Source organism: Terriglobus roseus (assembly GCF_900102185.1).
In the GTDB taxonomy this organism is placed as follows: domain Bacteria; phylum Acidobacteriota; class Terriglobia; order Terriglobales; family Acidobacteriaceae; genus Terriglobus; species Terriglobus roseus_A.
In genome coordinates this window covers 2,441,179-2,460,563 of the sequence record NZ_LT629690.1, presented here as the reverse complement: position 1 = coordinate 2,460,563, position 19,385 = coordinate 2,441,179, and the positions used below count along the sequence as shown (strand labels likewise).

Annotated in this window: 21 protein-coding genes; 15 read left to right on the top strand and 6 right to left on the bottom strand. The window is 56.0% G+C overall.

Features of this window, described 5'->3' with window-relative positions; all coding sequences use genetic code 11:
- Positions 1–48 precede the first annotated feature (48 nt).
- The 4 genes from BLT38_RS10355 (at position 49) to mqnE (ending at position 4,613) form a co-directional block, all read left to right on the top strand.
- Complete coding sequence (locus BLT38_RS10355) at positions 49–2,115, top strand: WD40/YVTN/BNR-like repeat-containing protein (RefSeq protein WP_083345095.1); 2,067 nt, start codon at positions 49–51, stop codon at positions 2,113–2,115.
- A 174-nt stretch (positions 2,116–2,289) separates the two neighbouring features.
- On the top strand, positions 2,290–2,664 hold the full coding sequence (locus BLT38_RS10350) for a VOC family protein (protein WP_083345094.1): 375 nt from the start codon (positions 2,290–2,292) through the stop codon (positions 2,662–2,664).
- A 21-nt stretch (positions 2,665–2,685) separates the two neighbouring features.
- Positions 2,686–3,393, top strand: a complete 708-nt coding sequence (locus tag BLT38_RS10345) for a helix-turn-helix transcriptional regulator (protein WP_083345093.1) — start codon at positions 2,686–2,688, stop codon at positions 3,391–3,393.
- Between the two features lie 71 nt (positions 3,394–3,464).
- Complete coding sequence (gene mqnE, locus BLT38_RS10340) at positions 3,465–4,613, top strand: aminofutalosine synthase MqnE (RefSeq protein ID WP_083345092.1); 1,149 nt, start codon at positions 3,465–3,467, stop codon at positions 4,611–4,613.
- A 13-nt stretch (positions 4,614–4,626) separates the two neighbouring features.
- Here the strand turns inward: mqnE and ada are convergent, their stop codons facing one another.
- Positions 4,627–5,730, bottom strand: coding sequence for a bifunctional DNA-binding transcriptional regulator/O6-methylguanine-DNA methyltransferase Ada (gene ada / locus BLT38_RS10335; protein ID WP_083345091.1), 1,104 nt, complete (start codon positions 5,728–5,730; stop codon positions 4,627–4,629).
- 14 nt (positions 5,731–5,744) lie between these two features.
- A complete protein-coding gene (locus BLT38_RS10330; protein WP_083347039.1) occupies positions 5,745–6,398 on the bottom strand; it encodes a flavin reductase family protein in 654 nt (217 codons plus the stop codon).
- 99 nt (positions 6,399–6,497) lie between these two features.
- Here BLT38_RS10330 and BLT38_RS10325 point away from each other — a divergent pair, with 99 nt between their 5' ends.
- The 5 genes from BLT38_RS10325 to mqo all read left to right on the top strand — a co-directional run bounded on the left by BLT38_RS10325 (position 6,498) and on the right by mqo (position 12,273).
- Entirely contained in the window at positions 6,498–7,652 is a 1,155-nt protein-coding gene (locus BLT38_RS10325; RefSeq protein ID WP_083345090.1) for a cystathionine beta-lyase, read from the top strand.
- 34 nt (positions 7,653–7,686) lie between these two features.
- Entirely contained in the window at positions 7,687–8,961 is a 1,275-nt protein-coding gene (locus BLT38_RS10320; RefSeq protein WP_083345089.1) for an MFS transporter, read from the top strand.
- Positions 8,958–9,509: a DNA-3-methyladenine glycosylase I gene (locus BLT38_RS10315; protein WP_083345088.1), complete on the top strand. Its 552-nt coding sequence runs from the start codon at positions 8,958–8,960 to the stop codon at positions 9,507–9,509. Before BLT38_RS10320 ends, BLT38_RS10315 begins: the two co-directional genes overlap by 4 nt.
- A gap of 20 nt (positions 9,510–9,529) precedes the next feature.
- Entirely contained in the window at positions 9,530–10,693 is a 1,164-nt protein-coding gene (locus BLT38_RS10310; RefSeq protein WP_083345087.1) for a threonine synthase, read from the top strand.
- A gap of 86 nt (positions 10,694–10,779) precedes the next feature.
- Positions 10,780–12,273, top strand: coding sequence for a malate dehydrogenase (quinone) (gene mqo, locus BLT38_RS10305; protein WP_083345086.1), 1,494 nt, complete (start codon positions 10,780–10,782; stop codon positions 12,271–12,273).
- On the opposite strand, the gene BLT38_RS10300 is transcribed toward mqo, so the two are convergent.
- From BLT38_RS10300 to BLT38_RS10290, 3 genes are all read right to left on the bottom strand, one after another.
- The gene (locus BLT38_RS10300) at positions 12,236–13,444 is read right to left on the bottom strand and encodes a lactonase family protein (protein WP_083345085.1); all 1,209 of its coding nucleotides are present in this window, start codon (positions 13,442–13,444) and stop codon (positions 12,236–12,238) included. The two genes, mqo and BLT38_RS10300, sit on opposite strands and share 38 nt — an antisense overlap.
- A gap of 132 nt (positions 13,445–13,576) precedes the next feature.
- Complete coding sequence (locus BLT38_RS10295) at positions 13,577–14,377, bottom strand: anti-sigma factor family protein (RefSeq protein ID WP_172838390.1); 801 nt, start codon at positions 14,375–14,377, stop codon at positions 13,577–13,579.
- Entirely contained in the window at positions 14,377–14,910 is a 534-nt protein-coding gene (locus BLT38_RS10290) for a sigma-70 family RNA polymerase sigma factor (RefSeq protein WP_083345083.1), read from the bottom strand. The genes BLT38_RS10295 and BLT38_RS10290 overlap by 1 nt, the downstream gene beginning before the upstream one ends.
- A 214-nt stretch (positions 14,911–15,124) precedes the next feature.
- Between BLT38_RS10290 and BLT38_RS10285 the strand changes: the two genes are divergently transcribed.
- The 4 genes from BLT38_RS10285 (at position 15,125) to BLT38_RS10270 (ending at position 18,272) form a co-directional block, all read left to right on the top strand.
- Positions 15,125–16,123: a metallophosphoesterase family protein gene (locus BLT38_RS10285; protein WP_231966411.1), complete on the top strand. Its 999-nt coding sequence runs from the start codon at positions 15,125–15,127 to the stop codon at positions 16,121–16,123.
- A complete protein-coding gene (locus tag BLT38_RS10280) occupies positions 16,120–16,887 on the top strand; it encodes a heme-binding domain-containing protein (RefSeq protein ID WP_083345082.1) in 768 nt (255 codons plus the stop codon). The genes BLT38_RS10285 and BLT38_RS10280 overlap by 4 nt, the downstream gene beginning before the upstream one ends.
- Before the next feature lie 186 nt (positions 16,888–17,073).
- Positions 17,074–17,454 carry a VOC family protein gene (locus BLT38_RS10275; RefSeq protein ID WP_083345081.1) on the top strand — a complete coding sequence of 127 codons (381 nt, stop codon included), beginning with the start codon at positions 17,074–17,076 and terminating at the stop codon, positions 17,452–17,454.
- An 86-nt stretch (positions 17,455–17,540) separates the two neighbouring features.
- Entirely contained in the window at positions 17,541–18,272 is a 732-nt protein-coding gene (locus BLT38_RS10270; RefSeq protein ID WP_083345080.1) for an SDR family oxidoreductase, read from the top strand.
- A 56-nt stretch (positions 18,273–18,328) separates the two neighbouring features.
- On the opposite strand, the gene BLT38_RS21040 is transcribed toward BLT38_RS10270, so the two are convergent.
- A complete protein-coding gene (locus BLT38_RS21040) occupies positions 18,329–18,451 on the bottom strand; it encodes a hypothetical protein (RefSeq protein WP_269456812.1) in 123 nt (40 codons plus the stop codon).
- A gap of 24 nt (positions 18,452–18,475) precedes the next feature.
- On the opposite strand from BLT38_RS21040, the gene BLT38_RS20960 reads away from it, so the two are divergent.
- Positions 18,476–18,835, top strand: coding sequence for an alpha/beta fold hydrolase (locus tag BLT38_RS20960; RefSeq protein ID WP_231966410.1), 360 nt, complete (start codon positions 18,476–18,478; stop codon positions 18,833–18,835).
- Positions 18,835–19,362, top strand: a complete 528-nt coding sequence (locus BLT38_RS20955; RefSeq protein WP_231966409.1) for an alpha/beta hydrolase — start codon at positions 18,835–18,837, stop codon at positions 19,360–19,362. The genes BLT38_RS20960 and BLT38_RS20955 overlap by 1 nt, the downstream gene beginning before the upstream one ends.
- Positions 19,363–19,385 lie beyond the last annotated feature (23 nt).

Sequence of the window (19,385 nt, the reverse complement as noted above, 5' to 3'; positions counted from 1 at the left end):
CTGGTTAGGCAACTAGAATTGTCATAGGTTCATTCGTATAGGAAAACAATGAAGTCTCTTTTTCGCCTTTGTGCCCCTCTCGCCTTGTCCGCCTCCTTCCTCTCCCTTGCCACGGCGCAGTCCAAATGGCTGCCTTACGGCCCGTACGGAGGGGACGCGCGAGCGTTTGCCCAGGATCCGCATGACCACAACCACATCTACCTTGGAACGGTGAGTGGGACGGTTTACGACACACATGACGGTGGCAATACCTGGAAGTTTCTGGCCGACGTTGGTAAGCGCGACGACCTGGTGTTTGACAACCTGATCGTCGATCCAACGAATGCCAATCGCGTTCTAGCTGCAGGATGGGTTCTCAGCAGTGCTGATGGTGGCCTCTATGTCAGCAACGATGCTGGTAAGACGTGGACCGAAAATGCAGACATGAAGGGCAAGTCCATCCGCTCCATGACTGTTTCGCCTTCGAACCCGAAGTTGATGCTCATTGGAACCGTGCAGGAAGGTGTATTTCGCAGCGAAGATGGCGGCGATCACTGGAAACTGATCAGCCCTCCGGGTAGCCGCGAAATTCACGAAGTAGAATCCGTCGCATTTGATCCCAAGGACCCGAACCGGATGTACGCCGGAACATGGCATCTGCCGTGGCGCACGTCTGATGGTGGTGCAACGTGGCAGAACATGAAGGAGGGCATCATCGATGACTCCGATGTGTTCTCCATCATCGTGGACCCGACCAATCCATCGAACGTATATCTCTCGGCATGCTCGGGCATCTATCGCTCGAATGATCAGGGCATGAAGTACGTGAAGGTGCAGGGCATCCCGTCCACGGCGCGGCGTACGCGTGTGTTGATGGAAGACTCGAAGAGCCCCAACACCGTGTTTGCTGGAACGACGGAAGGTCTGTGGAGAACCACGGACGCTGGCCACACCTTCGCACGTTATGGCGATCCCAGCTGGATCATCAACGACGTGAGCATAGACCCGCAAAACAGCAATCGCGTGCTGTTGGCTACCGATCGTACCGGTGTCTTGATTTCAAACGACGGCGGTCAGACCTTTGCGCCGGCGAATACCGGATTCACGCAGAGGCAGATCACAGCCGTCGCGCAGGATCGCAAGAATCCGGCTCACGTCTATGTCGGTGTGATCAACGACAAGATGGCCGGTGGTGTATTTGAAAGCCAGGATGGCGGTCTTTCGTGGGTACAGAAGAGCGCTGGTTTGAACGGTTCCGACGTCTTCTCGCTCGTACAGGCTCCGGACGGAACCATGCTGGCCGGAACTCGGCACGGCATCATGCGTTGGGATGGAAACGTTTGGAAGACCTCTGGTCTGACGCTCGCGTTACCTCCGTTGCCTGATCCGGATGCGCAGAAGAAGGCGGCAGCACCAACATCCAAAACGCGCGCGGGAAAGGCTGCCGCAGCTTCAGCAGCAGCTCGTGCACGTAGCAAGCCGCCACGGATTGCACCTCCGCACAACACGCCTCCTCAGGAAGCGAACTCCGGTGTATTTGCATTTGCAGTGAATGGGAATACCGTGTTTGCAGCGACGGAAGAAGGCCTGCTGAACTCTACGGACAACGGTCTGACCTGGAACCATATTCGCACTGCAACGGGAGAACCCTGGCGCATTGTGAAGTCTGAAGGAGCACGCGTCGTGGTGGCTGATCTGCATAAGATCGCGATTTCCACTGACAGCGGTGCGAACTTCCATGTGATCCAGGCTCCGACGGAATTGACATATCTGACCGCAGCCGCTGTGGATGATGGCGGTCGCGTCTGGGTGGGTGGTCGTGAAGGTGTCTGGCTGTCTGAGAATGATGGAAGCTCGTGGCATACGCAAAAGGGACTTTATGTACCGAATGTGTCGGGCATTCACTATGACAGTGAGAGCAAGCGTGTTCTTGTGACAGCGAACCGTCCCAGCACGCTGGTCTTTTCGGTGAACACAAACAACATGAAGGTCACCTACCAGGATGCAGGTTGGCCGTTGCGTACGACGCGAGCTGTAGGCGATCACCTGATCGGTATTACTCCATTTGACGGCATCGTACTGGCGCCTCGGATGGTCGACTCGCCAGAGAAGCCGTTGGAAGCCCAGCGTCGCTAATCGGAGTAAGACAACAGCAGTAAGAACAGGGAGGACGCTTGTCCTCCCTGTTCTGTTTCAGAAAGAAAATCTTCTTCTGCTGACATCCTCCTGACACAATGGTGGCAGGAGCGTTTTCTTACCTTGGGCTCGTGGTCAGCGAACACATGATCCTGACCCTGAGGAGAAAATGTCATGAGCAAGTTCACGAACAATGCGATTACCTGGTTCGAAATTCCCACGGCGGACCTAGAACGCGCCACGAAGTTTTATGAGAGCGTGCTGGACGTACAGTTGATCCCGTACGGCGAGGCCAGCAAGGTATTTCCGCGCGGCGAAGAGGGTGTTAGTGGATGCCTTACATATCGCGAGGCTAGTAAGCCTTCCGCTGATGGAGCGCTGGTCTTTTTGAATGCAGATGGCAAGCTGGACGTTAGCGTGAAACGCGCGGAAGGGCTGGGCGCGAAGATCACTGTTCCTCGTACGGAGATTCCAGGTGGCTTTGGCTTCTTTGCATGCCTGATCGATTCAGAAGGAAATCACGTTGGTTTGCACAGTACTCGTTTCTAACTCGATGCCAGGTAACGTGCGATGAGGCGAGCCGATCGTCTCTTTCGCATTGTGCAACTGCTGCGCTCCGGTCGCCTGAAGACTGCTCATGCTCTTGCAGAGCGGCTTCAGGTATCAGAGCGCACGATCTATCGCGATGTTCGCGATCTCCAGCTTGCCGGTCAGCCGATTGAGGGCGAAGCAGGCGTTGGCTACACGCTGCGGCGCGAGTTTGATCTTCCTCCACTAATGTTCACTGCGGACGAATTAACGGCGTTGGTAGTGGGCGCCCGCCTGGTGCAGGCCTGGGGCGGGGAAGAGTCGTTCGTTGCGGCGAAGAATGCGCTCGCTCGTATTGAGGCGGTATTGCCGCCGGAACTGAGCGAACATCTCGATTCTATTGCGTTGTATGCCTCGCCCTTTGCAATGAGCAAAGAGCATCGCCGCCTGCTCGATTTATTGCATCGAGCATGCCGGGGGAAGACTGTCGTTGAGTTTTGGTACACCCGGCTCGGCGAAGAGACTTCGCAGGCGGAGTATCGTTCGGTCCGACCGCTGGCGCTCGCATTCTGGAGCGGCTTTTGGACTCTTGCGGCATGGTGTGAGCTACGCAATGACTTCCGCACCTTCCGCATGGATCGCATTCATGGTGAGGTGGTTACAGACCGAGTGTTTATTCAGAAACGCGGCCAGCGGCTGGACGATTTCCTGCGCATGGTACGAGCGAAGTATCCGGAAAAGAAGGGGTAATGCTCCCCACACCAGACGCTTTGGAGTGAGTTTCTATTACGAAGTTTGGGTGCGAGGAATACACTAGAGTTATGACCGAATCGCCCACTGGCCGTCCCCGCCACGAGTTTCAGACTGACGATGCCGCACTATGGCCCATTGCCGAAAAGGTGCTGGCACAGCAGCGTTTGACTGCGGACGATGGGCTGACGCTGTACCGGTCGCCTGACATTCTGGCCGTGGGTTGGCTTGCGAATCTGGTGCGCGAGCGCATGCACGGCGATCTGACGTACTTCAATGTGAATCGCCACATCAATCCGACGAATGTGTGCGTGGCTACCTGCCGTCTGTGCGCCTTTGCGCGCAAGAAGGGCGAGGCCGGCACATACACCATGGCACTCGAGGAAGCATGGGAGAGTGCGGGCAAGGGATACAGCGAAGCGGTCACCGAATTTCACATCGTGGGTGGTTTGCATCCCGACCTGCCGTTTGAATACTTCCTTGATCTGGTGAAGGGCCTGAAGGAACGCTTCCCGAAGGTTCACATCAAGGCGTTCACCATGGTGGAAGTCGCCTTCCTCGCGAAGCGCGCAAAGCTTTCCATTCCTGACACGCTGGTGAAGATGAAGGAAGCCGGTGTGGATTCGTGCCCCGGTGGTGGCGCCGAGATTTTTGCGGATCGCGTGCGTCACATCATCTGCGACCACAAGATTGATGGTAGCGAGTGGCTGGAGACAGCGGAGATGGTACACAACGCCGGTCTTCGTTCGAACGCTACGATGCTCTACGGCCATGTGGAGAACGAAGAAGACCGCGTGGATCACATCCTGAAGCTGCGCGAAGTGCAGGATCGTACAGGCGGATTCCAGACGTTTATTCCTCTGGCGTTTCATCCCGAAAACACGGTGCTGGGACACCTGCCGAAGACGACCGGCTTTGACGATATGCGGCAGATTGCCGTTGGCCGTTTGCTGCTGGATAACTTCTCGCACATCAAGAGCTATTGGCAGATGGTGACGCCGAAGATGGCGCAGATCTCGCTGCGCTTTGGTGCTGATGATATCGACGGTACGGTAGTGGAAGAGCGTATCTATCACGAGGCTGGCGCAACCACGCCGCAGGGCATGCGTCGCGCTGAGCTCGAACGTCTGATCCGCGAAGCCGGACGTGAACCAGTGGAACGCGACACGCTGTACAACCGCGTGACGCGCACTGAAGATACGTTCGTTATCAGCGTTTAAGCGCTTCAGCTTGTTAGTGACTGAGCTGCTCACGTCTGAGCAGCTCTTTTTTGCGATCGACACCCCAGCGATAGCCGGAGAGTGCGCCGTCGCTCTTGACCACACGATGGCAGGGAATTGCGACTGCTAGCGCGTTGGAGGCGCATGCCTGCGCCACAGCGCGTACGGAGCGTGGATTGCCGATGCGTTGTGCGATCTCTGCGTAGCTTGCTGTTTCACCTGCTGGAATCGCTTGCAGTGCTTGCCAGACACGTTGCTGGAAGGCTGTGCCGCGGATATCCAGCGGTAGGTTAATGTGGTTGTTGCGCGGCCGCTCTGTCCATGCCACAACCTTTTCCAGCGTTTCTGAAAAATCAGCATCACCCGGCAATAGCGTCGCCTGAGGAAAGCGTTGCTGTAGATCGTCGAGAAGCGTTTCCTCCGCGTCGCCCATGAGAATGGCGCAGATGCCACGAGGGCTGCGCGCTACCAGCACCATTCCCAAAGTGGATGGACCAATAGCGTATGTGATGTCAGTGTTCAGGCCGCCTTTGCGGAACTGCGTGGGTGTCATGCCAAGCGTGTTTGCGGCTGCCTGATAGAAGCGGCTGGAGGAATTGAAGCCGGTTTCGTAGATGGTGTCGGTCACGGTAGCGCTTCCTTTCAGGTTCTTCTGCAGCTGTTTCGCGCGGCAGGCGGTTGCATATTGCTTAGGTGTTAGCCCGGTGGCTGCACGGAACTGGCGGTGCAGATAAAACTGGCTGAGACCAACTTGCTTTGCCAAGTCCTCGAGTTGCGGTGCTGGATCACCTGCCGCAATTGTGTTCTCAATTACGCGGCATAGGGTGGCGACGGCTTCCGTAGATGGATCTGCATTCTGGTTTGGCTTACAGCGCTGGCAGGGTCGGAACCCTGCGCGTATGGCGTCCTGCGCGTTCGCGTGAAAGCTGACGTTTTCAGGTCGAGGCGTTCGAGAGGAGCAGCCCGGACGGCAGAAGACACCTGTGCTGCGTACGGAATAAACGAATGCTCCGTCGGCCTGGCGATCCCGGCGGACAATCGCGTCCCAGCGGGCGTCGCTAAGGATGGATTGCGCTTCCTCCGGGGATGCTTTCGTGTTGGCTACTTTCCGTTTCATGTGCGCCTTCCTTTCTATCGTTTCATGTGTGGGACTGGCCGGTACGATTCTTCCGGAATGCTGGCCAGGGTAGAGTTTGAAAGTTCGCCGGATAGGCCATAAAAGCGGCAGAAACTCATCATGAGCGGGCGCCAGCGATCGGGATCGATGTGGTTGTCTCGACCAGGAACCAGCAGCGACGGATGTGCGTGCATCCGGACGATGCGAACCTCGAATGCGAGCGCTCCAGGCGCTTTGTCGGGACGGTGGCCGAAGTCGTGGACCTGCTCCAGAACGGCTTCCATCTGAAGAGGGCACTCTGCCACGCGAGGGGAGTTGACGCTTTCAGAAGCCTGCTCAGTGAGGCCGCTGATACCGAATTTGTCCTTATAGTGCCGGTAGCCCATGGACTGTTTATGGGGTGGTACGGGATCAGATCCGGTCAGCTTGGCCAGCCGGTCCACATGGCCCACCATGGCGTCGGACGGAAGGTTCAGAACGCATTCCCGCTCGCGCAGTAGGTTTTGTGCGGTGTGCCCCTTTGCCCCTAAACCTAGCATGCAGTTCCACCCCAGCCACCACGCGGAGGACATGGGCGCAAGATTGTTTGAACCGTCCGCATTGCGCGTGCTGACGAGGACGATTGGCGTTCCAATGTAAAGAATCGATGGTTCCACGGCGATGTGCATGTTGTCATCATGCTCGGCAGGGCCGCATCGCCACACTCCGTTTCTTGCTGTGTAATTCGCTTTTCTGCGCGGTGACCACGTATTCGATAGGCTTGATGTATGGATTGGCGTACCCGTTTGCTGCACGCGAAGCCCGAGCTTCCCGAAAACTTTGAATCACTTGCCTCTGCGACGCATCGCGGATCGACGGTTGTGTTTCCTTCGATGGAAGGTATACGCGATGGTTGGCGGCAGAGTGAGATTGGCTATTCCTACGGCATTTATGGCACGCCCACCGCGATGGAACTAGCGGCACGCATCGCTGCGATGGAGGGTGCGCGGCATACATTTCTGGCTCCCAGTGGAATGTCGGCCATTGCACTGGTCGATTTGGCTTTTACAAAGGCAGGTGATCACATCCTGATTCCCGTGCAGGCGTATGGGCCAAACGTGGAAGCGGCGAGGAATCTGCTGGGCCGCTATGGCGTGGAGGCGGAGCTTTATGACGCCACGATTGGCGGCGGCATTGCATCGTTGATCCGCGACAACACGACGTTGATCTGGTGCGAGAGCCCAGGCTCCATCACGATGGAAGTACAGGATGTGCCCGCAATTGTTGCCGCAGCGCACGCGCGTGGTGTTGTGGTGGCGATCGATAACACCTATGCCGCGGGCGTGTTGTTCGATGCGTTTGCGCATGGCGTGGACGTGAGTGTGCAGGCACTAACGAAGTATGTCGGCGGCCATAGCGATCTGTTGCTTGGTTCTGTTTCAGTGGCAACCGAAGATGGTTATGAGCGTGTGGGTGCCACGCGACGGATGCTTGGCTTAAGCGTTTCGCCTGATGAATGCTCGCTTGCGCTGCGTGGTTTGCAGACGCTCGTAGTACGGTTGGAGAAGATGGAGCGTTCCACGTTGGAGATTGCGAAGTGGCTTACGGAGCGCAGCGAGATTGATGTGGTGCTGCATCCTGCGCTGCCTTCTTGCCCGGGACATGAGATCTGGAAGCGAGACTTTACGGGATCTGCAAGTGTGTTCTCGATGCTGTTTTCGCCGCGCTATTCGCCGGATCAGGTGAATGCGTTTGTCGATCGTTTAGAGCTGTTCAAGATTGGTTGGAGCTGGGGTGGTGTGAACAGTCTTGTCATGGCATATCCCACACTGACGCGCATCGACGCGAATCATCATGGCCGTATTGTTCGTCTGAACATAGGACTTGAAGAGCCTTCCGATTTAATTGAAGATCTGGAACGCTCGCTTTCCTTGTTGGGATGATTCGTTGACAGAAGAGACGCATAAGAAGCCATCGATGAGCCCGTTCGCGCATACAACGCGCGCGTTGCGACACCGCAACTATCGGCTGTATCTTTCTGGCCAGTGCATCTCGCTGATGGGTACATGGATGACGCGCTTAGCGTTGTCATGGCTTACCTATCGGCTCACGCATTCTGCCTTTCTGTTGGGCTTAGTTGGATTTGCCGGGCAGATTCTTACATTCGCGCTGTCGCCGTTTGCGGGTGTGTGGGTGGACCGCATGGATCGCCGCAAACTGCTGGTGATGACGCAGGTAGCCGCAGCCGGGCAGTCGCTGGCGTTGGCTGCGCTGACGCTGGCAGGCATCATCACCATCAACGAGATCATTGCGTTGGCGGCGTTGCAGGGATTGATTGATGCATTCGATATGCCTGCTCGGCAATCGTTTGTGACAAAGATGGTGCCCGATAAGGAAGACCTGAGCAATGCAATTGCGCTGAACTCATCCACGGTAAATGTGGCCCGCCTTGTAGGGCCTTCCGTTGCTGCGGTCGTCATTGCACGCATGGGGGAGGGATGGTGTTTTGCCATCGATGGTGTGTCTTATCTTGCTGTGATTGCGTCATTGCTGATGATGCGGATTACGCCAGACGCGCCGGGGGATCACTATCGGCCTTCCATGGCAGCACAGCTAAGCGAAGGCTGGGGATATGTCACGCGCTTTATCCCGATACGCAATATCCTTCTCCTGTTCGCGATTACAAGTCTGATGGGCATGTCGCAGATGGCCCTGCTGCCGCTGTTTGCGGCGCAGGTACTGCATGGTGGGCCACACATGCTTGGCCTGCTGACCACCGCGAGTGCAACTGGTGCACTCGCGGGCGCTATTCAGCTTGCATCGCGTAAGAATGCGCTTGGTTTGTTGAAGAGGATTCAGCAGGGCGGTGCGCTGTTTGGAGTCGCGATCATCGTGTTTGGCTTGTCTCATTGGCCAGTACTCTCCGTGATTGCGATGGCGTTCATGGGCCTGGGAATGATGACGGGACTTGCAGGCAGCAATACGATCATTCAGACTCTCGCGCCAGAAGAAAAGCGTGGCCGTGTGATGAGTTTCTATACGATGGCCTTCATCGGTATGACGCCGTTTGGAAGCCTGCTCGCAGGTGCACTTGCGCACCGGATAGGCGCTCCACATACGTTGCTATTCAGTGGTGTGTGCGTGCTGCTGGCGGGCGCTTGGTTCTGGTCACAGACAGGCGCGATGCGGGTGGAGATGCGTGCGCGGTACGAGGAACTGGGCATTCTGCAGCCGAAGAAAGAGGCAGCATGACAAAGCAGCGTTGCAAATGGAGTGAGCGGGATCCACTGGAGACGGTGTACCACGATGAAGAGTGGGGCGTGCCGGTGCATGATGGCCGCATGCTGTGGGAGTGCCTGATGCTGGAAGGATTCCAGGCAGGCCTGTCGTGGACCATTATTCTGCGCAAGCGGGAGAATTTTCGCGAGGCTTTTCTCGACTTCGATCCGAAGAAGGTGGCGAAGTTCGGCGAACGGGAGATTGAGATTCTGCTCGCGAATCCGGGTATTGTGCGTTCGCGCGCGAAGATTGAAGCCACGATCAAAGGTGCGCAGATCTACCTGGATATGCAGAAAAAGGGCGAGGATTTTGCCGATTTCTGCTGGAGTTTTACCAAGGGCAAGGCACTGCGCGGCGACGGAACGGTGGTCTCGGAGACCGAGCTTTCGCGCACGATCTCTAAGGAGCTGAAACGGCGCGGGTTCAAGTTCGTAGGACCTTCGATCACGTATGCGTGGATGCAGGCTGTGGGCATTGTGAATGACCATGTGGCGCATTGCTTCCGGCGCAAACAGGTGTAAATCCACTATCCTGAAGTGGTATGCCTAAGATTGCTTTTCTGGAGTGTTCGCGTTGTCAGCATCGCGAAAGCGCCGATGTGCCGCGGACAGTCTGCCCCGTGTGTGCCGGTACGTTTTATGTGCGGTATGACCTTTCGGAGTTCAAGGGAACCGCTGTCCGCGATAGCCTGCCGCAAACCGATAGCATGTGGCGTTATTCGCCGGTACTTCCTGATGCTCTGCCGGTGACACTGGCCGAAGGATGGACGCCGATCATGGCGTCGCGCCGCAATCCGAATGTGCTTTTGAAAGAAGAAGGCGCTAACCCCACGGGCACATTCAAGGCGCGTGGTATGAGCCTTTGCATGACCATGATGAAGCACTATGGCGTGCAGAAGGTGGCCGTGCCTAGCGCAGGGAATGCAGGCGGTGCTTGTGCCGCGTATGCTGCCGCGGCTGGCATTGAGGCGCATGTATTCATGCCGCAGGATGTGCCTCTGGCCAACCAGGTGGAGTGCATTGCCTATGGCGCACACATGACGCTGGTGGATGGCCTGATCAGCGACTGCGCGAAGATTGTGGCCTCTCGCAAGGAAGAAGAGGGATGGTTTGATGTGTCCACGCTGAAGGAACCCTTTCGCGTGGAAGGCAAAAAGACCATGGGCTACGAACTGGTCGAACAGCTTGGCTGGGAGTACCCCGACGCTGTGTTCTATCCCACCGGCGGCGGCGTTGGCCTGATTGGCATGTGGAAGGCGTTCCTTGAGATGGAGGAGCTTGGCTGGGTGTCTGGTAAGCGTCCCAAAATGATTGCCTGCCAGGCTGCGGGATGCGAGCCGGTTACGAAGGCGTATCGCGAGGGCAAAGACGCCAGCGAGATGTTCCAGAACGCGCATACGCTGGCTAGCGGTCTGCGCGTGCCGAAGCCATATGGTGACTACATCATTCTGGACGTGGTGCGCGAGAGCGGCGGTACCGTGATTTCGCAGACGGATAACGAGATTTTTGCGTCGATTCAGGATTGGGGCCGCAATGAGGGCATTCTGCTGTCGCCGGAAGGCGCTGCGGCAACCGCTGCATATGACCGCCTAATCGAGAATGGATTCCTGAAGAAGACCGACCGTGTGGTGATCTTCAACACCGGCACGGGCAACAAATACACGGATGTACTGAACGTCATGCAGCGTGCGCATCACGCAGTATAACGATTCCGAGATAGGCGTGCGATCATCGAACGATCTGTCCGGTGATCGCATTGCCGCTCGTGTTTTCACGCTGATAGGCTTTTTTCATGTCTGAGACTGCACTACTGCCCGCTGAAACTGACGTATTGCTGGTGGGCGCCGGAATTATGTCTGCCACGCTGGGCACTCTGCTCAAGACGCTGGTTCCTTCTTTGCAACTGACCGTGGTGGAATCGCAAGATCGCGTCGCCGTCGAGAGTTCTGACGCGTGGAATAACGCGGGCACGGGCCATGCGGCATTGTGCGAACTGAACTACACGCCCGAAGGCAAAGACGGCTCCATTTCGATTGATCGCGCTATCAAGATCAATGAGCAGTTTCAGCACTCACGGCAGTTCTGGGCAGCGCTGGTGGAGCGTGGGCTGATCTCAGATCCGAAGCAGTTCATCAATCCCGTGCCGCATATGAGCTTTGTCTCAGGCGCGGAGTCGGTTGAGTTTCTGCGTAAGCGTTATAACGCCATGCAGCAATGTTCGTTGTTTCAGGGCATGCAGTTCTCGGACGATCCTGCGGTGCTGAAGCAGTGGATTCCGCTAATGATGGAGCAACGGGACCCGAGTGAACCTGTGGCGGCTACACGCGCGGAGTTTGGTACCGATCTCAACTTTGGCGCATTGACACGCATGTTGTTTGGCTCGCTGGAGCAGCAGGGAAGCCAGGTAGTCATGCGGCATCGTGTGACGGAACTGACGCAGTTGCCGGATAGGCGTTGGTATGTGGAAGTAGAAGACCTTGCCACAGGCAAGCGCAGCCGCATCACGTCGCGTTTTGTGTTTCTTGGTGCGGGTGGCGGAGCGTTGCCGCTGCTGCAGAAGTCAGGTATCCCCGAGGGCCGCGGCTACGGTGGTTTCCCGGTCAGTGGGCAGTGGCTGCGTTGTACGAATCGCGATGTAATTGAGCGTCATGCGGCGAAGGTGTATGGCAAGCCCGCGTTGGGGGCGCCTCCCATGAGCGTGCCTCATCTGGACACGCGCGTGATCGATGGCAAGAAGGAACTGCTGTTTGGACCCTTCGCCGGATTCACTACGAAGTTCTTGAAGTTTGGTTCGTTTCTGGATTTGCCGCTTTCGGTTGGCACCGGCAACCTGGTTTCCATGCTGGGCGCGGGCGCGCACAATCTGGATCTGACGAAGTATCTGGTTGGCCAGGTGATGCAGTCGCAGGAAGATCGCGTGAATGCACTTCGAGAGTTTGTGCCGACGGCGCGCGGTGAAGACTGGGTGCTGGAGATTGCAGGGCAGCGCGTGCAGATCATCAAGCCAGATGCGAAAGCTGGTGGACGACTGGAGTTTGGCACTGAAGTGATCCGTAGTGCGGATGGATCGTTGGCCGCGCTGCTGGGCGCTTCACCGGGCGCTTCCACCGCGGTATCGATCATGCTTGAGCTGATTACTCGTGGGACGTCTGTTGTTCCGGAAGAGGCTCGTACACCAGCGGCCTTGCAAGAGTTCATCCCGAGCTATGGACGTTCCATGGCGAAGGAGCCTGAGCTGCTGGCGAGGGTCACGGAGCATACGGGTCGATTGTTGCAACTGCGGTAGAAGCTGCGCCTGTAACCTGCTTGTCCAGTATGATCACGGCCGATGGCGTTTTCCCTGTGGGGATTGGTGTGCCTGTGGCTGTGAGCGCGCCAGCTGTCGAATCGATTGCAAACTCCGAAATGCTGTTTGATTGCGCTTTGCTCACGAAGAGGTAACTGCCGGATGGGTCTATACCCATGGAGGTAGGTGCGTCGCTTGCATGGACAGGCAGACCAACGGAATAAAGTACACCAGTTGTCGCATTGACTGCGAATGTGCAGATGTCTCCAGTGCCAATATTCGAAACATACAGAAACCTTCCCTGGGAATCTGCGGCTAAGGCTGTTGGAAAGGTGCCGCAACTGGCAGCCGGGCTGCCCATCAATGTAAGCGCTCCGTTTGTGGGGTCGATGGAGAAGGTAGAGATCGTCTGTGAAACCGCATTGGCTACATAGGCAAACTTGCCAGAGGCATGCACCAGAATGAAGGATGGATCGAAGCTTGCAGTTGGGACAGGACTGCCTGACGAGGTGAGCGTACCTGTGTCTGCATCAATTGCGAATGTTGAGATCGTATTGTCATCTGCATTGACGACGTAAGCGTATCTTCCGGTGGTGTCCAGTGACAGCGATACAGGAGCTTGACCTGTGGCTACGGGAGAACCGATCGGACTAAGTGCACCGGTAATGGGATTGATTGCATAGGCGAAGATATTGTTTGAGAGCAGGCTGGTTCCATACAGGAATTTGCCGTTGGGATGGACGGTTACGGTGCGCGGGCCGGAGCCTGCAGCGACTGAAGCACCAATGGACGTTAACGCTCCTGTGTTTGCATCGACGGAAAACGCAGTGACGCCCCCGCCTCCTCCACTGTCATCTGTCGCAATCAGGTTCGCGACATAGATGAAGTTACCGGATGGATGGGCGGCGAGCGCAATTGGTCCGCCTCCTCCACTTGCAACGGTGTCACGGAACTGGAGTTCGCCAGTCGAAGGAGCGATGGCGTACGTTGAGAGGCTGTTGTTATCGCGGTTTGCGACGATGACCAGGTTGGGCACTCGCGTGGGTTGAGGACTGGGGGAGGGATTTGGCGAAGACGTCATCATGGAACCGTTGCTGCCGCATCCCGTAATCAGCGCGAACACAATGAACGGAAATACGAATCTGTAAACAAACCAAAACAACGTCTTCATGGATCAAGTTCTCCTGTATGGGCCGGCTGACAACCCTGGATATCAGCCGGCTAATACAGATAACTTGCGAGTACGTTGTTTATTCCCGCATAGGCAAAAATGAAGAGTGCGGATCGAGATTTTTCTAAGTGCCTAATGAGGCGACTGCGCATTCACTAATGCGGAGACAAGCTCTGCAAGGTTGGTCGGATTCACGTCACTTACAGCAGTGATATAAAGCGCCTGCGTTGTGGCGTACTGGATCGTGAATCCGGATTGCTCTGCAGTGGATGAGAACTTGTTTGGATTTAAAGGATGCTGAGTCAGGAACACGGACGCCTGATGTTTGCCCACCGTGAAGAGCAATAGTGCGGCAGGTTGGCCATGAACAAAGGTGAGATCGCCACCCTTCAATATGGTGCCTGATGGAAATACCTCAGGGATGTTGAAGCTGAAGGGAAGCTTGCCCTGGAACCAGGGTTTTACCGTGTGTCGATCACTTGAAATAACTTCTGGTTCAGAGCCGCTTGATAAGGCCGCAAGGTGTTGATCGAGCAACTCCGCAGAGAGTGTGCTGGGCGGGTTCATTGCCTTCCATCCCAGGAGAGACACTCCAAGGATGAGTGTCGCGGCGAGTGCGCTCCACGCCCATGTAGGAAAAGGAATGACACGCGCTGTCTTCTTTGGTGTTTCTGTTTCTGCTTCTGCTTTTGTCGCCGTTGATGTTTCTCTGCGGAGCTGTGCCGTAAGCCTGTTGAGAGCTTCTGTCGGTGCAGCGAAGCGTGGAGACAGTCGTGTGGTGGAAGACTTCAGTCGCATTGCGGAGACCACACTCAATGCACATGCATGGCAGGTGGTGACGTGCTGTTCGAGCGTCTGTGCCTCGCTTGCAGGCAGCTCGCCGTCGATGAAGGCACTGACCTCCAGAGCGCTCAGATGGTTTTCCCCTTGCATCACAGCGAACCTCCCAATTGCTCTCGCAGTTGTTCCTGCAGGGTTCGGCGTGCACGCGAGATGCGCGACATGACCGTGCCAATGGGAACATCGAGAACCATTGCAATCTCCTTGTATTTCAGCCCCTCCACTTCACACAGCATGAGCACTTCGCGGAGCTGGGGGTGCAGGCGTTCGAGTGCTTCTGACAATGCGGCCTCATTATCGAGGCGAAGCAGCACATCTTCGGGTGTTGGGCTCGCGTCGGTGACGTCCACCTGATCCAGATGATCTTCCAGAAAGACTGTGCGCGCGGTTGCGATAGCCGTACGCGAAGTAAGAAAGGTGTTGCGCAGAATGCGGAAGACCCACGCCTTGAAGTTGGTGTCTGTCTGAAACGAATCGAAAGCGCGGAGTGCTTTGGAGATCGTCTCCTGCACGATGTCCTCTGCCTCCGCATGATTGCGGCACAGCCAGAATGAGTGGCTATAGAGAGACGGTAGTAGCGGCAGTGCGAGCTCTTCAAAAAGCGCACTACGATCTTGGGCGAGCATGATGCGGAGTCCTCAGAATGCAGAGTCCTGTGTGACGACGAAACCGGCTGTTTCTTCAGTATGGAGGACTGCACGTATTCCAGAACTAAATTCTGCATGGTTTATTCCCGCTGTTTCTACATTTCTTTTGGGAAATAAAAACGCGATGAAACGGGAATAAACTCCGGGCTTGGCGGTTCTCCATGGTGCGGGTATGTAAACCCACTGGAGCTGAATGATGAATCGCTTTCAACACGACACCGTAGTCCCGGAGACGCAGGCACAGCCTTCGAGCGACGGGATTGATCGCCGTAATTTTCTGGGATGCATGGCATGGGCAGGCACAGGTCTGCTGTGGACGATGACGGGAGGCGTTCCCACGTCAAGGCTGCTGGCGCAGGCTGCGAAAGCCGGTGCAGGTGCAGTCAAGAACGAGGATTTTTCCTTTGTTCAAATCAGCGATAGCCATATCGGGTTTAACAAAGGCGCGAACCCGGACGTAACCGGAACACTGCAGCTGGCGATCAACAAGATCAACACGGTTCCAGCGGGAATGAAGGCACCCGACTTCATGATTCATACCGGTGACATAACGCAGAACTCCAAGGCGTCAGAGTTTGATACGGCCTCGCAGGTGATTAAGAGCGCCAAGGTGTCTGAGGTGTTTTATGTACCGGGCGAGCATGACTTTTCATTGGATGACGGCGCGCTATACAAACAGCACTACGGCAAGGGAACGCTGGGCAGTGGCTGGTATAGCTATGACTACAAAGGCGTTCATTTTATTGGGTTGAACAACTGCGTTCAGGTGGACGCGTTGGGCAATCTTGGTGCAGAGCAACTTGCATGGCTGAAGGCGGATCTTGCTCGGCTCGGTTCCTCCACGCCCATCGTGGTGTTTGCACATATTCCTCTGTGGATGGTGTACGAGAAGTGGGGCTGGGGCACTTCTGACGGAGCGCAGGCACTCGCATTGCTCAAGCGTTTCGGATCGGTCACCGTTTTGAATGGCCACATCCACCAGGTAGTGCAGAAGGTGGAAGGGAACGTTGCGTTCCATACGGCGATGGCCACGGCCTTTCCGCAACCCGCTCCGGGCAGCGCGCCGAATCCCGGGCCCATGGCGGTGCCGCCGGGCAAGCTCAAAAGTGTACTTGGCGTAACCAACGTCAAGCTTGTTCGCGGGCGTAGCCACCTTGCTGTTGTGGACCACACACTGGCGGAGGGCGCTTGAAGTATTCCATTGTACTAATTGTGTTGCTTGTAACCCTGGTTATTGGTTTGGGATTGTTTCATCCCTTTGGGAATCCACGTGTCGAGCCATCGAAAGGGCTCGACACGTTGTTGACTCATGCCTCGATGCCAGAAGAGGCGAAGGCCGTTTTAATTGCCAAGTGTGCCAACTGCCATTCGAATGAAACGCGCTGGCCTATCTACGCTCGACTTGCTCCGGGGTCATGGCTGATGGAGCGGGATGTTGTCGAGGCCCGGAAGAAGATGAACCTGTCGCTTTGGGATCAGATGTCGCCCGATGATCAACAGGTGATGATTGGAAAGATTATTCATGAGGCGAAGAACGGAGAGATGGCGCCGTTGCAGTACCTCATTCTTCACTGGGAGTCGCAACTCACACCGGTAGATATTGCTGCACTGGCGGGCATGCAAGCTGATACCGCCTCACAGGTCGAGACACATGCTGATGGCGACGCGGCACGTGGGAAGTTGGTCTTTCAAAAGCGATGCACTGGCTGCCACGCAGTAGGAGGGAATCGAGAGGGGCCTCCACTGGCCGGTGTGTTTGGTAGCAAAGCTGGAAGCGTTGCGGGTTTCCGGTATTCCGAGGCGTTGCATGCGTCGGGCATCACATGGAACGAAGCGACGTTAGAGAAATGGCTGAATGACCCGGATACCGTGGTGCCCGGGAACCAGATGGACTTTCATCTTCCCAAAGCACAGGAACGGGCGGATGTAATTGCGTATTTCAAACGCGGACTTTGATTCGTGATTTTGGTTGAAACTGTCTGACACAAGGTTCTCTTCTTCGTGTCATCGGTTGTGTGTTCACGCACAGAACTGATGACACGTGCTTTCTGGAGCGGCGCGAGTTTCGCAGAGATGCAACGCCACAGTTCACGAGAGATTATTTTGCTCGCCGTCTCAAGACAAGAGTATGTTGGTGTTCTTATGACCGCCCGTTTTTCAGCCATGCTGCATATTCCTGGGGATGTCCGAGACGCCATTGCTTTCTATGGGAAAGCATTCGGCGCTGAAACTGGCTGGGCCACGCCTCCTGCCGACGACATGGTGGCGCAGCTCCTCGTACACGGCATTGAGTTCTGGGTGCATCCCGCAGATGAAGCGATCGGCAATCCCTCGCCTGCGCTGCTCGGTGGGACTGCGGTACGGTTGATGCTTATCGTTGACGATCCAGACGCGGTATTCAATCAGGCTGTGGCTGCTGGCGCGGTTGTTCGCTCGCCCATGCAGGACCACGACTATGGATGGCGTGACGGTTCGTTGATGGATCCCTTCGGCCATCGGTGGGAGATTGGCAAGCCACTTTAGGTCGTGTCTGCCGGCATTCGAAGAAAGACGAATCCCGGCTTCTTCCGTCGCGTCTAACTCCTGCTCATGAAGCACAAGGAGACAGCATGTCGAAGGTTGTTCTAATCACAGGCGCGAACAAAGGCATTGGGTTTGAAGTGGCTCGGCAGTTGGGCCACGCTGGGTTTACCGTTCTGCTGGGCGCTCGCGATGCCAAGCGTGGCGAAGAAGCTGCGGCGAAGCTTCGTAGCGAGGGTTTAGATGTTCGCTATGTTGTCGCCGATCTGGATCGTGCGGCTGAGACAGCGTCAGCGCTGGCCGGTCAGATACAGAAAGAATTTGGCCATCTGGATGTGCTCATCAACAATGCTGGCATCTTCGATTTGACGGGCGGTGATAGTCCAGCAAGCACGGTCACCAGCGAAGCGCTGAAGCGCACCTTCGAAATTAATTTCTTCGGCACTGTGGAGTTCACGCAGCCGCTGTTGCCGCTACTGCGCGGCGCGGAAAGTGCACGCATCATCAATGTCTCCAGCGGCCTGGGCTCTCTTGGACTTAACAGCGATGCAAACTCGCCGTTCTATCCCGTGAAGCCACTTGGATACAACGCATCAAAAGCAGCGCTGAATATGTTCACTGTTGACCTTGCATGGGAGCTGCGCGATACGAAGATCAAGGTGAACTCTATCTGCCCCGGCTACACCGCTACGGACCTGAACGGTAACAGCGGTACGCAGACCATCGAAGAAGGCGCAGAGGCAATTGTGCGATTTGCTCAACAGCCTGACGACAGCTCCACGGGCGGTTTCTTTCACAAGGACGGTTCATATCCCTGGTAGTTGGTACGGCGTATTGTATGAGCGGCTGCAGCGGACGTAGTCGCGTTCGCAGTCCCTCAACGATAAGCAGCAAAAGTAGGTGCCCCTTGAACTTTGATCGCCGCAGCTTCGTGGCATCCGCTGTTTTCGGTGTTGATGCGTTTCGTCGCAAGATTGCCTTGTTCAATTTCAATCAGCAAGTCAACGTTCCGAAGGAAAACTCTATGACTGACCTTCCAAATATTCCGCTCACCTCTCACCATCGCGTTGAAGTCGATGGCGTGAATGTGTTTTATCGCGAAGCAGGCCCCTCCAACGCTCCGGTTGTCCTCTTGCTTCATGGATTTCCCACGTCATCGTTTCAATATCGGGAACTGATTCCGCGCCTTGCCGACCGCTACCATGTGATCGCTCCAGACCTGCCGGGTTTCGGCTTTACTGAAGTCCCTGCGAGTCGCGGTTATAAGTACACCTTCGAGGCGTTGGCAAAGACGATCTTCGCGTTCACTGAGGCTCTGAAGCTAAACCGTTACGCGATGTACGTTTTTGATTACGGAGCGCCCACTGCTTCCGACTGGCGTTGATGGCTCCTGAGCGGGTGACGGCCATCGTCTCTCAGAACGGCAATGCTTACGAAGAAGGCCTGGGCGATGCGTGGCAGCCCCTTCAGCGCTACTGGCGCGAACCAACGATGGAGAATCGGAACGCAATCCGCGCCGGTTTGAATTTCGAAGGAATGCGTCATGAGTATTCCGTTGGAATACCGGACCCAAGCCTGATCAAGCCGGAAAGTTACACGTTGGATGCTGCGTTGCTGGCGCGTCCGGGGAACGTAGATATTCAACTCGATCTCTTCCTCGATTACGCCAACAACGTGAAACTGTACCCCAAGTTTCAGGAGTACTTTCGCACTGCGAAACCTCCGCTGCTCGCGGTGTGGGGAAAGTTCGACCCATACTTTATTCCTGCTGGAGCAGAAGCGTTCAAAAAAGATATTCCGAACGCTAAGGTGACGCTCCTTCCAACAGGACACTTTGCTCTTGAGACTCATTTGCAGGAGATCTCAGCGTCGATGCGTGAGTTTCTGGCGGAACACGTCGGTCAGAAATAGAACGACACGTCGGCTTGTGAGAT

Excerpts from the sequence above, each read along its gene's own strand:
- BLT38_RS10355 (WP_083345095.1), top strand. The coding sequence starts at position 49 with ATGAAGTCTCTTTTTCGCCTTTGTGCCCCTCTCGCCTTGTCCGCCTCC.
- BLT38_RS10350 (WP_083345094.1), top strand. The coding sequence starts at position 2,290 with ATGAGCAAGTTCACGAACAATGCGATTACCTGGTTCGAAATTCCCACG.
- BLT38_RS10345 (WP_083345093.1), top strand. The coding sequence starts at position 2,686 with ATGAGGCGAGCCGATCGTCTCTTTCGCATTGTGCAACTGCTGCGCTCC.
- mqnE (WP_083345092.1), top strand. The coding sequence starts at position 3,465 with ATGACCGAATCGCCCACTGGCCGTCCCCGCCACGAGTTTCAGACTGAC.
- ada (WP_083345091.1), bottom strand. The coding sequence starts at position 5,730 with ATGAAACGGAAAGTAGCCAACACGAAAGCATCCCCGGAGGAAGCGCAA.
- BLT38_RS10330 (WP_083347039.1), bottom strand. The coding sequence starts at position 6,398 with ATGCACATCGCCGTGGAACCATCGATTCTTTACATTGGAACGCCAATC.
- BLT38_RS10325 (WP_083345090.1), top strand. The coding sequence starts at position 6,498 with ATGGATTGGCGTACCCGTTTGCTGCACGCGAAGCCCGAGCTTCCCGAA.
- BLT38_RS10320 (WP_083345089.1), top strand. The coding sequence starts at position 7,687 with ATGAGCCCGTTCGCGCATACAACGCGCGCGTTGCGACACCGCAACTAT.
- BLT38_RS10315 (WP_083345088.1), top strand. The coding sequence starts at position 8,958 with ATGACAAAGCAGCGTTGCAAATGGAGTGAGCGGGATCCACTGGAGACG.
- BLT38_RS10310 (WP_083345087.1), top strand. The coding sequence starts at position 9,530 with ATGCCTAAGATTGCTTTTCTGGAGTGTTCGCGTTGTCAGCATCGCGAA.
- mqo (WP_083345086.1), top strand. The coding sequence starts at position 10,780 with ATGTCTGAGACTGCACTACTGCCCGCTGAAACTGACGTATTGCTGGTG.
- BLT38_RS10300 (WP_083345085.1), bottom strand. The coding sequence starts at position 13,444 with ATGAAGACGTTGTTTTGGTTTGTTTACAGATTCGTATTTCCGTTCATT.
- BLT38_RS10295 (WP_172838390.1), bottom strand. The coding sequence starts at position 14,377 with ATGCAAGGGGAAAACCATCTGAGCGCTCTGGAGGTCAGTGCCTTCATC.
- BLT38_RS10290 (WP_083345083.1), bottom strand. The coding sequence starts at position 14,910 with ATGCTCGCCCAAGATCGTAGTGCGCTTTTTGAAGAGCTCGCACTGCCG.
- BLT38_RS10285 (WP_231966411.1), top strand. The coding sequence starts at position 15,125 with ATGATGAATCGCTTTCAACACGACACCGTAGTCCCGGAGACGCAGGCA.
- BLT38_RS10275 (WP_083345081.1), top strand. The coding sequence starts at position 17,074 with ATGACCGCCCGTTTTTCAGCCATGCTGCATATTCCTGGGGATGTCCGA.
- BLT38_RS10270 (WP_083345080.1), top strand. The coding sequence starts at position 17,541 with ATGTCGAAGGTTGTTCTAATCACAGGCGCGAACAAAGGCATTGGGTTT.
- BLT38_RS20960 (WP_231966410.1), top strand. The coding sequence starts at position 18,476 with ATGACTGACCTTCCAAATATTCCGCTCACCTCTCACCATCGCGTTGAA.
- BLT38_RS20955 (WP_231966409.1), top strand. The coding sequence starts at position 18,835 with ATGGCTCCTGAGCGGGTGACGGCCATCGTCTCTCAGAACGGCAATGCT.